The organism is Mycobacterium sp. 2-64 (assembly GCF_035918375.1).
Classification (GTDB): Bacteria; Actinomycetota; Actinomycetes; order Mycobacteriales; family Mycobacteriaceae; genus Mycobacterium; species Mycobacterium intracellulare.
Genome location: NZ_CP142361.1, coordinates 1,324,222 through 1,336,692 on the forward strand (window position 1 = coordinate 1,324,222; position 12,471 = coordinate 1,336,692).

The following is a 12,471-nucleotide window of genomic DNA, read 5'->3' on the forward strand; positions in this document are numbered from 1 at the left end:
ACGGATCAATGGCGCTTGAGCCGGCTGCGCCACCCCACGATTCCCGCGTACACGACCGTCAGCAACACCAGCATGCCGACGTCGAACAGCCATGTCCCCGCCGTGTGTTTGAAGTGGCGGTCTTTCGGGGCGAGCGGCCCGGGCTCGATCGTCCACAAGTCGACCGTCGAGGCCTGCGCCGCATACCCCCAACGGGAGGGGACCGCCCAGGACATCTGGTCCAGCCCGATCCGGTCGGTGACCGGGACCATCCCACCGCAGAGCACCAGCTGCAACATGAGCGACACCACCAGGAGCGGCATGATCTGCTCGTTCGAGCGCGCCAGCGAGGACAGGACCAGGCCGATCATCGCCGCGGCCACGCACATGGCGGCGGTGGCGACGTACAGCTCGAGTGTGGCGCTGCCGAGGAGCAGGGCCGGCCGGGTCGGCGCGCCTTTCCCCAGAATGGTGATGGTGGTCGCGATCGTCGACTGGACGATGGCGAACACGAAGAAGACCGCCATCTTCGCGAGCAGATAGGCCTTGGTCGACAGGCCGACCGCCTGTTCGCGGCGAAAGATCGGGCGCTCGCCGATGAGGTCGCGGATCGTCAGCGCGGTGCCCATGAAGACGGCGGCCATGGTCAGCAACATCAACACCGATCCGGGCTCGTCGGACCCATCGCCGTTCGGATCGGCCACGCGGAATCCCGTGGAGCCGGGAACGGTCAGCGCCAGCGCGCCCATCACGAACGGCAACAACGCCAGAAAGATGAAGTAGGCGCGATCGGCGACGATCAGCCGGACCTGGCGGCGGGCGATCGTCGAGAATTGACGCCAGGTGCTGGAGCGCGCCGGAGCGCCGAGATCGGCCGGCTTGTCCGCGTCGGATACAGGAGGCGGCGGTTTGGCTTGGGCCAGGAATCGACGGTTGGCTTCGTCGGGGTCCGCGCCCACCATTCCAAAGATCTTGGCCCAGTTGGTGGTTCCCATGGTCGCTTCGATGTCGCCGGGTGGGCCGCAGTAGGCGGTCTTGCCGCCCGGCGCCATCAGCAACACCTGGTCGCACAGATCGAGGTAGCTCAGCGAGTGCGTCACCACCAGCACGACGCGGCCGGCGTCGGCCAGCTGCCGAAGCATCGTCATGACCTGCAGGTCCAATGCGGGGTCCAGGCCCGACGTGGGCTCGTCGAGGATCAGCAGCGACGGCCCGGTGAGCAGTTCCAGGGCCACCGAGGCGCGCTTGCGCTGCCCGCCGGACAGTTTGTCGACTCGCGTGTCGGCGTGCTTGGTCAAGCCGAGTTCCTCGATGACCTGCGCGACGACCTGCGCGCGGTCGGACTTGCTGGTGTCGGTCGGCAGTCGCAACTCGGCCGCGTAGTTCAGCGCCTGGGTCACCGTGAGCTGGCGGTGCACGACGTCGTCCTGGGGCACCATCCCGATCCGGCTCCGCAACGACGCGAACTGGGCGTGGATGTCGTGGCCCTCGAAGGTGATCGAGCCCGAGGTCGGACAGGTGGCGCCGGCGATCAGCCGGGACAACGTGCTCTTGCCCGCTCCCGACCCACCGATGAGCGCGGTCAGCGTCCCGGGCCGCGCCGTCAGGGACACCTTTTGGATCAGCCGCTTGTTGTCGACGTGAAAGTCGACCTCTCGCACTTCCAGCCCGCCGGTGCGGGTGGCCGCTTCGGCGCGGCGCAGCAGGATTTCACCGTTGAAAACCAGGTCGACGTTGCCGATCGTGACCACGTCACCCTCGGTGAGCGGTGCCGACAAGATGCGGGTGCCGTTGACGAAAGTCCCGTTGATGCTTTGCGCGTCGTGGATCTCCATGCCGGTGGGGCCCGGCACCAAGTAGGCATGATGGCGCGACGCCAAGACGTCCGAGATGACGATGTCGCTGTCTTCTGCGCGGCCGATGACCGCCGCCCCCGCGGGGGGCGCCCCGAGCCTCGAACGTGACCGCTGCACGGCGCGCCGCAGGTTGGCGCTGTCGAAGCCCGAGGCTTCAAGGGTCTGTGCCCCGATCTCGGTGAGCGGCTGGAGCCCCGCCGGCTGCGGCGCCGGGTGGGGCGCGCGCGGGGGCTGGCCGGCGGGCGGGTAGCGCGGCGGGGCGGGTTGCGGTCGCGCGATGCGGGGCGGCGGGACGCCGGGCCGCCGTGGCGGTTCCGGACGGGCGGTCTTCGGGGCGCCCGGCGGCGCGATCACCGGCACCGCCTCCAGGGTGGGCGGTAGTTGGCCCACCGCCCCGTCGTGCCGGCCGATCCCAAAGCTCAGACGCGGCCCGTCGGGCCGGGCGAGGTTGAGGCTCTGGCGATCGTGGATGTCGACGGCCCGTACCCGGTGACCATTGACGAAAACGCCGGAGGGCGAACCGTTGTCGATCGCGATCCATTTGGCCCCGTCGAAGCGAAGCAGGAGGTGGGCTCGAGCGATCAGCGGATGGGCGACGCGCATGTCGGCGCGGAGGTCACTTCCGACCACGATGTCGTGGCCCGGCGCGAAACTGCGCTGTGACCACTCCGATTGAACCGTCAGCACGGGCGGTGCAGGCCTACTCATCACCTAAGTATTGGACTCGCCGCCAGCAAACGCTCACTTTTTCGCTTTATAGGTGCAGACGGCCGGTTTTGCCGCCTGCGCTTCGCGCGGTGTTCTCGGTGATGATGTCGCACGCCGTCTCGTAGAACGCGCTGATCAACGTGGAGAACGAGAGCTGGAAGGGATGGATCATGTAGACGTCAAGCTGCTCGAGGCGCCATTCGGGCAGCACCGGCACGATGCTGCCGTCCCGCAACTCGGAGGTGACGATGATCTGGCTCGGCATCGCACCGACACCGAGCCCGTTCAGGATGTACTGCTTGCACACCTGAAAATTGTTGGCTCGCGCCCGAACCATCGGCGAGAGCTCATGGCGCCGCTTGTTCTTGGCGACGGTGAGCCTGCGCGGTCCCTCGCTGACTCCGCAGTCGATGAACGGCACGGTATCCAATTGGGTGGGAGCGGTGATGGGTTCGGGTAGCTCCCGTATGAACTCCGGTGACGCACAAAGGAACAGTTCGAGGCTGAAGACCTTGCGCGCGATCAGCGTCGAGTCCTGCAGCGGCCCCGTGCCGAAAACCACGTCGAACCCGTCGTGGACGGGATGAACGACGTTGTCCACCAAGCGGATATCCAGCCGCGACTGGGGATATTGCTTCAGGAATTTGGCGCCGACTCGCGATGCGTAGTCGATGCCGACAAAGACCGGGATGGCAACGCGCAACTCACCCTGCGGCTCGAGCTTGCTGCCTTCCACCAGCGCCCGCACACCGTTGGCCTCGGCCAAGATGTTCACGCCGTGGCTGTAGATCTTTTCGCCAAGGTCGGTGACGGTGAGCTGGTGCGTGTTCTTGCGCAGCAGCTTGATCCCGAGGTCCGCCTCGAGCTTGCTGAGCTTGCGGCTGACGGTGGACTTGGGCATGCCCAGCAGCGCGGCCGCCTTCGACAGGCTGCGGCACTCGACCACCTTGCCGAATACGAGCAAGGCATCGAGGTCGAACGGCAGGTTCTGCTCCACGTGGTGTTCCAAAATTGCAACAGGGTGTTGCAATTGAAGGCCTATTTGCGCATTTGGTCAAGTGCTACCTTCGGCCGAGAGGCGGAGGAGGGCCCGATGAGTCAGGACGTCTTGGTGACGAAGCCGTCGAGCGGGCACTGGACGGACGCCTATCCCGAATTGGGCCGTGGCCCAGTGTCACTCGAGGACTGTGTCTCAGAAGAGTTCTACGAGAAGGAACGCGAGCACGTCTTCAAAAAAACCTGGCTCTACGTCGGACGGGTTGAGCGGGTGCCGAAGTCGGGAAGCTACTTCACCCGCGAGCTGAGATTCCTCAACACGTCGATCATCATCGTTCGCGGCAAGGACGACGTGATCCGCGCCTTCCACAACATCTGTCCGCACCGCGGCAACAAGATGCTGTGGGAAGACGACCCGTTCGAAGAGGTACAAGGTCGCGCCCCGGTGCTGTACTGCCGATTCCACGGCTGGCGCTACAAGTTGGACGGTTCGCTGCACGCGCCCACCCGCAAGGATCTGCTGCTCGACTTCGACGCCGAGAGCTGCCGGGTGCCGGCGATCCAATGCGAGGTCTGGGAGGGGTTCATCTTCGTCAACCTCGACCCGCACAACACCGAGCCGCTGCGGTCCTACCTCGGCGAGCTGGCCCACGGCATCGAAGGGTATCCGTTTGCGGGGCCACACCAGGTGTATCGGTTCAAGGTCGAATTGCAGTGCAACTGGAAGATTTTCGTCGACGGATTCGCCGAAAGTTACCACGGGCCGTATCTGCACGCGTCCTCGTTCGGCGCCCTCACCGCGGAGGCGCGAGACGCCTTCGACCAGCCGAACCCGTTCACCGACGCGCTGGCCTACCGGCTCAAGGGTCCGCACCGGATGTTTTCCTTCGCCGGCGAGCCGTCGCAGAAGACGCCGTACTCCAAGCCCATTGAATGCGTGATGGAGGCGAGCGCGGCCGGCCCGTGGAACAAGCGGACCGATCGCGGCCCGATGCCGTCCGGGCTCAATCCGACTCGTTCGGAGAAGTACGGCTTCGATTCGTTCCAGTTCTTCCCCAACTTCGTGCTGATCTTCGGTTCGTCCGGTTTCAGTACGCACACGCACTGGCCGACGGGCCCGCACTCGCACATCTTCGAAGTCGAGATGTTCTACCAGCCGCCCAAGACGCACAAAGAACGGCTGGGCCAAGAGCTCACAGTTACCTTCCTCAACGACATCATCCTGGAAGACGCGAGCCCGTCGGAAGGGTTGCAGGCGATGCTGAACAGCGGTGCGCTCACGCATTTCACGATGAATGACGAGGAGATCCTGCTGCGTCACCTGCACAAGGTGGTGGGCGATTATGTGGCGGCAGGCGAGAAGGCGAAGGCCGGCCGATGAATGCCCTTTTGCCGCACGAGTTCTCGCAACTTGAGCACCTGGTGCCCGAATGGGCCATCGAGGATGGGCACGAGCGCTACGTGAAGCGTGTGAACAGCTCCATGGCCGAGATACAGGCGTTCTACGACGAGGTTTTTCCGCACGCCGAGGAGGCGGTCGCCTACATCGACAAGTTCGACTATGCCGAGCCGCTGCCCGAGGACGTCGCGAACCTGCGCAATCTGCTGTACTCGCTGATCACGGTCTCGTTGGCGGTGGAGTTGTGGAGGCAGCCGCGGGTAAAGCATTCGGCGAAGACCATTCTCACGAGATTGAGCTGACGCATGGGACTGTCCACCACACGACTCGACGTCATCGACTGCACGCCGTTGATCGGCAGCGAGATCAAGACCGATCTCGACACGCTGCTCAGTGGTCGCGAAGCCGAGGCGATCCGCGCGATCCTCGAGCAGCGCGGGGTGGTCTTCTTTCGCGGACTGCAGATCAGCGACGAACAGCAGGTCACCATCGCGAAAACCCTTGGCAGCATTGTGCAGAACGAGGGTGAGGGCGGGATCTACAAGATCTCGCTCGACACGAACGTCAATCAGCGCGCCGAGTACCTGAAAGGCTCGCTGTTCTGGCATTTCGACGGCTCCCTGCAGCCCTATCCGAATCTGGCCACGCTGTTGCGCGCCATGAAATTGTCCGACTCCGGCGGTCAGACCGAGTTCTGCAACACCTACGCGGCCTACGAGGAGCTGCCGGAGGCCGACAAGGAGACGATCGCCGGCCTTCGGGTGGTGCACAGCGCGGAGCGCTCGCAGTACTACGTGCGACCCGAGATGAGCTACGAGGAGATCGCGTTCTGGCAGAAATCGCCCACGAAATCCTGCCCCATGGTGTGGACTCACCGATCGGGGCGTAAGTCGTTGCTGCTCGGTGCGACGGCGGATTACGTGATCGACCTGCCGGTGGAAGAAAGCCGCGCATTGCTTGCGCGCCTTCGTGACTGGGCGACTCAACCGCGCTACGTCTACCGCCACGAGTGGCAGCTGGGCGACCTGCTCATGTGGGACAACACCGGGACCATGCACCGGGCGCTGCCGTATGCCGCTGACAGCGGTCGGCTCATGCACCGCACGGTCCTTGCCGGTGAAGAGCCGCTGGATTGAAACTCGGCATCGCGACACCTGTCGTCACGAACGTCGCCGGCGCGGCGTTGACGTGGGAGAAGACGGCCACCATCGAAGACATCGGTCGCGTCGCCGAGACGGCGGACGGTCTTGGCTATCACCACCTCACCTGCAGCGAGCACATCGGCATACCGTCGACCGAGGCCGCCCGCCGCGGCTCCCGGTACTGGGACCCGCTGGCCACGCTCGGCTACGTGTCGGCGCGCACCAGCCGGATTCGGCTCGTCACGATGACCCTGGTGCTTGGCTATCACCACCCGCTCGCGATCGTAAAGCGTTATGGCACATTGGATCACGTCAGCGGCGGCCGGGTGATCCTGGGCGTCGGCGTCGGGAGCCTCAGGGAGGAATTCGACCTGCTGGGCGCGCCGTTCGACGACCGCGGCGCTCGTGCCGACGACGCCCTGAAGGCGCTGCGGGCGGCGTTGCCCACCAACGAGCCGGTGTATGACGGCGAGTACTACTCGTTCGGTGGGCTCACCATCGATCCCTGTGCGCTGCAGCCACATATGCCGATCTGGGTGGGCGGGCGCACCAAGCGGTCGTTGCGCCGTGCGCTCACGCTCGCCGACGGGTGGTGTCCGTACTACGTGTCCATTGCCACCGCCGCCGAGTGGCTGCGGGCGCGAGAGCTGCCGGACGGCTTCGAGGTCGTCTTGCCCGCCGACCAGCCACTGGACCCGGTGGGTGAACCGGCGAAAACCGAAGACTCGCTGCACACCATCGCCGCCGCCGGGACCACCACGTTGTCGGCCAGGTTCATCCACCATTCGCTCGAGCACTACCTCGAACAGATTCACGCGCTGGCCGAGTTGCACGGCAAAACGTTCTGACCGGGCAGCATCAGAACGGCCGCACCGCAGATCGCGGGAGTCTAATCTCCTCGCATGGACCGCATCTGGCAGTGGGCGTGGGATCGGTACGGGGCGAGGTACACCTGGGCGGGCGGCGTGATCGCATTCGTCATCTCGGTGCCGATCTACCTCACCCTTGTCTCGTATCCGATCGTCGTGTTCGAAAGGTCCGATCGCTACGTTGCAGCGACGGCAGCCGTGTGGGACGCCGCTGTCTGGGCTGCCGCGTTGTCGGTCGTCGTCGGTGTGATCGCCGGAGCGAGTTGGTTGCGGCTACTCCAATACGGGAGCGTGGCTGCGACCTTGCATTGGCGGTCCAGTTGGTCGCGCTTCACAACAGCGTCGAGGCGGCATGGCGGCCCGCCGTCAACGTAGCCGCGCGCGTCGAGCAGCTAACCAGGACGACGGGCGACGCGATCCTGCTCACCCAGTCGTGCGTCGATGCGCCGGCTTCTCGACCTGTCGGCCTCGTCGATCGGGGGCCCCACACCCTCAAGGGCAAATCCGCAGCGGTGCAGGTCTTCACTCTGGAAAAAAAGAAGCTGGTCAGCGCCTTGACCCGCAAGAGGTGAAGTGCGCGGTCCTACGCAGCAAATTAAGATTCGGAGCGCAATCCCGGCGAGCCGTAGGAGACATTCGTGGCAGATGGATTGAAGGTCGATCCCGCCGCACTGCACGTCGGCAGCAACGACATGTTCAACGCGATCGGCGAGGCCGCGTTGGATTTCTTCAGCCATGAGGACGGCCTTGCGGCGGCCGCGCCCGGCTGGATCGGATCCTCGGAGCTGGCGCTGGGTGAGCTCGCGGCGCGCTGGCAGGCCCGCCACGACCACCACCAGCTGCAGGTGGACGGCCTGGGGTCGCACGTCGCCGAGGCGATGCTCGGCTACCTCACCAACGAGGACGAGTCGGCGCGAGCTTTTCGGTCGGTGCGGGAGTAGGGGCCACGAGTGGGGCAACTGACCCCCAATGACGTCAAGCGTTGGGATCTCGGCGCGATCCAGAAGGTGTTCGAGACCGCGAACGGACGCGCCAACACCTTGCAGGCGTTGGGGGAGAACCTCCAGCAGGTGCATAACGTTCTCAGCGGCTGGCAGGGGGAAGCCGGAGAGGCGTTTCGTGCTGACCTCGGTAAGGCTCGGCGTGACATCGAGGCCGACGGTCAGGAGTCCCGGCAGGTAGCCGCGGCGGTGGCACGCGCCGAGGGGGATGTGCGCGCATGCAAGCGCGAACTCGAGGACATCGAGCGGGCCGCTGAGGCCAATGGCTGGACCATCACGCCGGACTGGCGAATTGACGTGGGCGACACGTGGATTGGGCGCGATCCCATAGAATTTGCCGCCCAGCAACAGCTGCTGCAGGATCAGCTCATTGCGTTGAACGTGCATGCCCACAGCGCCGACCACGAGCTTGCCACCGCCGTCCGCTTTGCCGTGGGCGAAGTCCCGCTGGATACCGGCGGTCATGCACCAAGTGGTGGCGCACCGCCGCAAGGTCCGCCCAATCCGGCAGCAGGGCGCAAGCCACGGACGTGGCAAGACATGTTGTTGCCCGATGGCCCGGCAACCGCGGGCACGGACGGCGCCTCGCGGAAGGGCCCGCCTGTTCCCGCGGGCGCCGTTGGCATGCCCCTGTCGCTGCAAGACATGCTGTTGCCGGCTGGACCTGCCGGACCCGGGCGCGGCGGTGTCCCGCCGCCGCGGCTGAACCCAGGAGATGTCGAGAGCTTCAAGGCGATGGCGCGCCAGACCATGATTCGCGACGGTGTGCCGCCGAATCAGATCGAGGCGCGGCTGAATGACGTTGTGAGCCAGACACAGCAGTGGATCGACAACGGGATGCCCAACTACGTTCCACCCGAGCCGAAGGCCCCGCCGCCACCGGGATTCTCCGAAGGCTTTAGTGACCGTTGGTTCGCTACCGAGCAGGGGATCAAAAACCTTTTCGGGCAGGGAGGCCCCGGAGCTCCAGGTGTGCTCAAGTCATGGGAGCAGATGCTCAAAGGCACCGCCGAAACGGCCCTGAACCCCGTGGGCACCGGACTCACGGAAATCAAGAGCGCAATAGACTCCCCAAGCCTCGCTTACTATTTGGGCGGCAAGACCTCCGACGCCGCCACCACGCTGCCCACGATGCTCTTCGGTGGGGAAGGAGCGGCCGTCGTACGTGCGGGGGAATTGGCCGATATTGGCTCCGCTGTGCTTGATCCTGGCCTAGCGGTTTCGCCACATGCCCCGATCGGCATCGATCACCCCTTCGGCTACAACCCGTGGGCAGAGCAGGTGGCAACGGATCTCACCTACGCACACCTGCATGGAGAGCCCACAGCGGAACTCAGCCAGCAACTCGCTGACATGTCGACTCACTATGTCGGTGACAACCCAGACCGAGTAGTCCTCGGCAAGTTCGACGGATATGAAGGTGGCTACATCGGCGAGGCCAGAGCCCACGGTGGGATCTACTTCGACACCGGCGGCCCAACCTGGGAAGCCCTTACCGTGGGCCTCCGTGATGCGGACGCGACGGCCCTAACGTGGCAAGCCAACGAGAACTTCCTTCGAACTCGAATGGAGCAAGGTGTGCCCTGCATTGAATACGTTCTGGGTGATGAATATTCGTCTGTTGAAGAAGTCTATTTAAAGCGCCAAGGATCGTTCTCAGCCATGGAGATTGAGTTCCTAACGGAGAATGCGGCAAAGTATGGATACCATCGTGTTGGAAACACCTGGTTGAAGGATTGAGTGTGGACGACAACTTTGTGCAGGAAGTTCAACAAATCATAGGGCCCCTCCTCTTGAGCATGGGGTTCGACCTGTATGCCATTGACGTCAATGTGGACGAGGGGGGGCCGAAGGGTTCGGTTGTCTTCTACCGTGCTGCAGCTTGCAAAGTGCAGATTTATCGGTCGTCCCGGGAAGGCGAGATCAATGCGATGATTGGTCCACGCGATGCGCCGGATGTGCACGGCTTGTACGATCGGTCGCGGAAGTGGCATTATTTCAACGATTTCGATGATTCCCCAAAGCTTCCGCTCGAAGAATTAGTGCAAAAACTTCAGGACGAGCGTGCTAATTTTGAAAGCACACAGACGTGGCTTCAATGGATCAAGAGAGAACGCATATGCCGGTATTTCGAGTCAGCGCGTGACGCTATCGTCGCAGGACAGTGAGTAAAGCCGTCCGTGTAGGAATGGTCAGTTAAGTTATTGGATCAATATGGACCGCGCCTTGGACGATAAATCTGCGGCACTTCAAAGTGAAATCGATCGTTTGTCGGAAAGGCTCGGCGTGCGTCCCATGCCGGTTGGCTTCCGGACGACCGATGGTTTGAACATTTTCGTTGCCGAGGACGGTTCCTACCACTACACCTTCTACGAGCGCGGAAAACTCGGCTTCGACCGGGCGGGCAGCCTCGATGACCTTCTCTACTGGTACATGCAAGGCGTGGTTACGAGCCAAGCGGCTAAACGAGTCGGAGACAGGGCACAACGCTTCAAATACGAGTACCAGGTGCTATGCCAGTTCAATACTGATTGGGCTATCAGAAATATTCGGGAAACTGCGGCATTGTTTCGCCGGTACGGTCAGCCAGAGGACATCGCCTTACTCCCTGACATCGGCGAACCGTTATGACGCCAGTAGGCCCCGCCTAGCTGTTGGTCCAGCGGTCGAAAGCAGCCTCCATGTCGGGACAGAATGTCCCGACGGCAGCGCCCATGATCTGACCCGCTTGCGCGGATGCGTAGCCGTTGCTCGCCACCGTCGGGTAGATGGTGTCGAAGTCGGTGCCGCCACGCGCTTGCTGGCAGACGTTGTTCCCGATGTCGACAATCCTGCCCGGATTGTCGTACGGCACATGCAACACGTTCAGTGTGTGCAGATAAGCGCCGACGGAGATGGGATCGGGGTCGGCGTGGGCTGTGGGCGCGAGCCACACCAGCCCGGTCAGCGATGCGGCAATCAGTGCCGACGGAGACAAGGCCTTGCCGTGGCCGATGCCGGCCGACACTCTCGGGTCCATGGACAGGGAGCGTAAATGCTGCGAAGCGCAGTTTTATGTGTTTTCGGCGATCCACGTAGTGGTGAAGCGCAGCATCTCGGGGATTCCCTCCGCCAAACCTGCCCCGATGGACTTTTCGAGTTTGCCGCCCACCAAAGGGATTTTGACGTTCACCTGAAGGGCGGCGCGCAGTTGCGAACCGCTGTCATCCGTCGGCGCCAGCCACGTATCCGCATGGCCTGATCCCAATCCGCCCGAAGCGGACACGGTGACCCGCCCACGCACCTGGCGATCGCTGTCCGGACGCCACGTCTCGGTCTGCACGATCTTCACCTCGCCGGTAACGAATTTGGCGACCAGCCCGGGCAGGAGCTGACGACCGAGGCGTTGAGTCGTGCGCACCGTCACCGTGCCGTCGGCGTCGGCCACCAGTGAATCCAAGGTGGTGTCGGCGGCGCCGGCCGCGATGCGGGCCAGCCAATAGTCCTCTCGGCCGAACGCGGCGTGAATCTGCTCAACGCTGGCGGGCGACTCGGTCAGGACGTCGAATGATCGCGACATATCGGACCATTCTTGCAGAGGCGGATCGTCCGAGGCGGTGAAGCCGCCCCGCATCTATGCGTCGGGACCAGATCCCAACAGCCGCAACGGATGCAAGCCATCGACGTTGCCGACGAACGGCGGGTGGATGCTGTAGCCGAGCATGCGGCGGATGTCGTCGGAGACCGTGCGCGCGATGTCGCGCGACACCGACAACGTATAGGCCTCCATCGGCCGCAGCCACGGCTCACAGTATTGAGCGGTGATGGCCAGCCGCTCGTGGGCGGTGTTGTTGGCACCCCCGCCATGCCAGAGGGTGCCGACGAAGAAGACGCAGGAGCCGGCGGGCATGACCACCGGCAACGCCTCGTCGTCGGAGTCCGGCCGGCGCTTGCCCCACCGGTGGCTCCCCGGGTACAGGACCGTGGCGCCGTTGTCGGCGGTGAAGTCGTCGATCGCCCAGATCGTGGCGGCCGCCAGCGGCGCGCGTGGGCGTGGAATCGGGTAAAAGCCGTCGTCATGGTGTGCCAGCTGTGCGGCCTCGCCGGGCTGAATGTTGATGGCCTGCAACGCCGAAAGCAGATAGTTGGGCATCAGCAACCGGTCGAGAGCGGCGAGCACCCGGGGATGGTCGACAAGCCGATCGCACGCCCGTGTCCTGCTCAGCACGCTGTAGATCCGCTGCGTACGCCGGCCCTCGAACGAGTTGCGTCCGGTATGCCCGAGCCACGGCCGCACGGTCTGGCGAATGTGCGCGCATTCTTCGGCGCTCAGCAGGTTCTCCCAGATGACGTAGCCGTCGCGGTCCAGGGCCGCCATGTCGGCTTCGGCGATCGCGCTGTCGATCGAACTTCCGCCCGTCGGCGTACTCTTGTACCGCTGCGCCAGGTCGCCCCGAAGGTCCTCCAACGTGGTGACGGATTCGTCGTCGATGCTCATGGGTGCTCGTCCTTAGTCCACTGGCACTTCTGCCCAGACTAGGC

The 12,471-nt window shown here is 64.1% G+C and carries 13 protein-coding genes and 3 pseudogenes; 9 read left to right on the plus strand and 7 right to left on the minus strand.

Annotation, left to right across the window (positions count from 1 at the left end):
• Nucleotides 1–5: 5 nt before the first annotated feature.
• The 4 genes and pseudogenes from QGN31_RS26320 to QGN31_RS06330 form a co-directional block, all read right to left on the minus strand.
• Entirely contained in the window at nt 6–1,127 is a 1,122-nt protein-coding gene (locus QGN31_RS26320) for an ABC transporter permease (RefSeq protein ID WP_439709086.1), read from the minus strand.
• 90 nt (nt 1,128–1,217) lie between these two features.
• A pseudogene (locus QGN31_RS26325) lies at nt 1,218–1,580 on the minus strand (ATP-binding cassette domain-containing protein); the annotation flags it as partial.
• A 174-nt stretch (nt 1,581–1,754) separates the two neighbouring features.
• Nucleotides 1,755–2,543, minus strand: a pseudogene (locus tag QGN31_RS26330) (FHA domain-containing protein); the annotation flags it as partial.
• Between the two features lie 46 nt (nt 2,544–2,589).
• Nucleotides 2,590–3,540 (minus strand): LysR family transcriptional regulator, encoded by a 951-nt coding sequence (locus QGN31_RS06330; RefSeq protein ID WP_008259343.1) that lies wholly within the window; start codon nt 3,538–3,540, stop codon nt 2,590–2,592.
• A 96-nt stretch (nt 3,541–3,636) separates the two neighbouring features.
• Here QGN31_RS06330 and QGN31_RS06335 point away from each other — a divergent pair, with 96 nt between their 5' ends.
• From QGN31_RS06335 to QGN31_RS06375, 9 genes and pseudogenes are all read left to right on the plus strand, one after another.
• Entirely contained in the window at nt 3,637–4,920 is a 1,284-nt protein-coding gene (locus QGN31_RS06335; protein WP_014942728.1) for an aromatic ring-hydroxylating oxygenase subunit alpha, read from the plus strand.
• Nucleotides 4,917–5,240 carry a hypothetical protein gene (locus tag QGN31_RS06340; RefSeq protein ID WP_009955127.1) on the plus strand — a complete coding sequence of 108 codons (324 nt, stop codon included), beginning with the start codon at nt 4,917–4,919 and terminating at the stop codon, nt 5,238–5,240. The genes QGN31_RS06335 and QGN31_RS06340 overlap by 4 nt, the downstream gene beginning before the upstream one ends.
• 3 nt (nt 5,241–5,243) lie before the next feature.
• The gene (locus tag QGN31_RS06345; RefSeq protein ID WP_014380832.1) at nt 5,244–6,074 is read left to right on the plus strand and encodes a TauD/TfdA dioxygenase family protein; all 831 of its coding nucleotides are present in this window, start codon (nt 5,244–5,246) and stop codon (nt 6,072–6,074) included.
• Entirely contained in the window at nt 6,071–6,928 is an 858-nt protein-coding gene (locus tag QGN31_RS06350; protein ID WP_014942727.1) for a TIGR03619 family F420-dependent LLM class oxidoreductase, read from the plus strand. Before QGN31_RS06345 ends, QGN31_RS06350 begins: the two co-directional genes overlap by 4 nt.
• Before the next feature lie 383 nt (nt 6,929–7,311).
• Nucleotides 7,312–7,507, plus strand: a pseudogene (locus QGN31_RS06355) (adenylate/guanylate cyclase domain-containing protein); the annotation flags it as partial.
• Between the two features lie 80 nt (nt 7,508–7,587).
• Entirely contained in the window at nt 7,588–7,890 is a 303-nt protein-coding gene (locus QGN31_RS06360) for an RNA 2'-phosphotransferase (protein WP_225326442.1), read from the plus strand.
• A 9-nt stretch (nt 7,891–7,899) separates the two neighbouring features.
• Nucleotides 7,900–9,690, plus strand: coding sequence for a WXG100 family type VII secretion target (locus tag QGN31_RS06365; protein WP_014942724.1), 1,791 nt, complete (start codon nt 7,900–7,902; stop codon nt 9,688–9,690).
• A gap of 2 nt (nt 9,691–9,692) precedes the next feature.
• Complete coding sequence (locus QGN31_RS06370) at nt 9,693–10,118, plus strand: hypothetical protein (RefSeq protein ID WP_043955278.1); 426 nt, start codon at nt 9,693–9,695, stop codon at nt 10,116–10,118.
• A gap of 127 nt (nt 10,119–10,245) precedes the next feature.
• Complete coding sequence (locus tag QGN31_RS06375) at nt 10,246–10,581, plus strand: hypothetical protein (protein ID WP_041785145.1); 336 nt, start codon at nt 10,246–10,248, stop codon at nt 10,579–10,581.
• A gap of 16 nt (nt 10,582–10,597) precedes the next feature.
• On the opposite strand, the gene QGN31_RS06380 is transcribed toward QGN31_RS06375, so the two are convergent.
• From QGN31_RS06380 to QGN31_RS06390, 3 genes are read right to left on the minus strand one after another with little or no spacing between them, the layout of a single operon-like run.
• Nucleotides 10,598–10,969 carry a DUF732 domain-containing protein gene (locus QGN31_RS06380; RefSeq protein ID WP_233425288.1) on the minus strand — a complete coding sequence of 124 codons (372 nt, stop codon included), beginning with the start codon at nt 10,967–10,969 and terminating at the stop codon, nt 10,598–10,600.
• A gap of 33 nt (nt 10,970–11,002) precedes the next feature.
• Entirely contained in the window at nt 11,003–11,509 is a 507-nt protein-coding gene (locus tag QGN31_RS06385; RefSeq protein WP_014385546.1) for a DUF2505 domain-containing protein, read from the minus strand.
• 54 nt (nt 11,510–11,563) lie between these two features.
• On the minus strand, nt 11,564–12,427 hold the full coding sequence (locus QGN31_RS06390) for a phytanoyl-CoA dioxygenase family protein (protein WP_014942723.1): 864 nt from the start codon (nt 12,425–12,427) through the stop codon (nt 11,564–11,566).
• Nucleotides 12,428–12,471 lie beyond the last annotated feature (44 nt).

Coding starts and splice junctions, on each gene's coding strand:
- QGN31_RS06380 (WP_233425288.1), bottom strand. CDS start 10,969: ATGGACCCGAGAGTGTCGGCCGGCATCGGCCACGGCAAGGCCTTGTCT.
- QGN31_RS06385 (WP_014385546.1), bottom strand. CDS start 11,509: ATGTCGCGATCATTCGACGTCCTGACCGAGTCGCCCGCCAGCGTTGAG.
- QGN31_RS26320 (WP_439709086.1), bottom strand. CDS start 1,127: ATGACGATGCTTCGGCAGCTGGCCGACGCCGGCCGCGTCGTGCTGGTG.
- QGN31_RS06345 (WP_014380832.1), top strand. CDS start 5,244: ATGGGACTGTCCACCACACGACTCGACGTCATCGACTGCACGCCGTTG.
- QGN31_RS06375 (WP_041785145.1), top strand. CDS start 10,246: ATGCCGGTTGGCTTCCGGACGACCGATGGTTTGAACATTTTCGTTGCC.
- QGN31_RS06335 (WP_014942728.1), top strand. CDS start 3,637: ATGAGTCAGGACGTCTTGGTGACGAAGCCGTCGAGCGGGCACTGGACG.
- QGN31_RS06390 (WP_014942723.1), bottom strand. CDS start 12,427: ATGAGCATCGACGACGAATCCGTCACCACGTTGGAGGACCTTCGGGGC.
- QGN31_RS06340 (WP_009955127.1), top strand. CDS start 4,917: ATGAATGCCCTTTTGCCGCACGAGTTCTCGCAACTTGAGCACCTGGTG.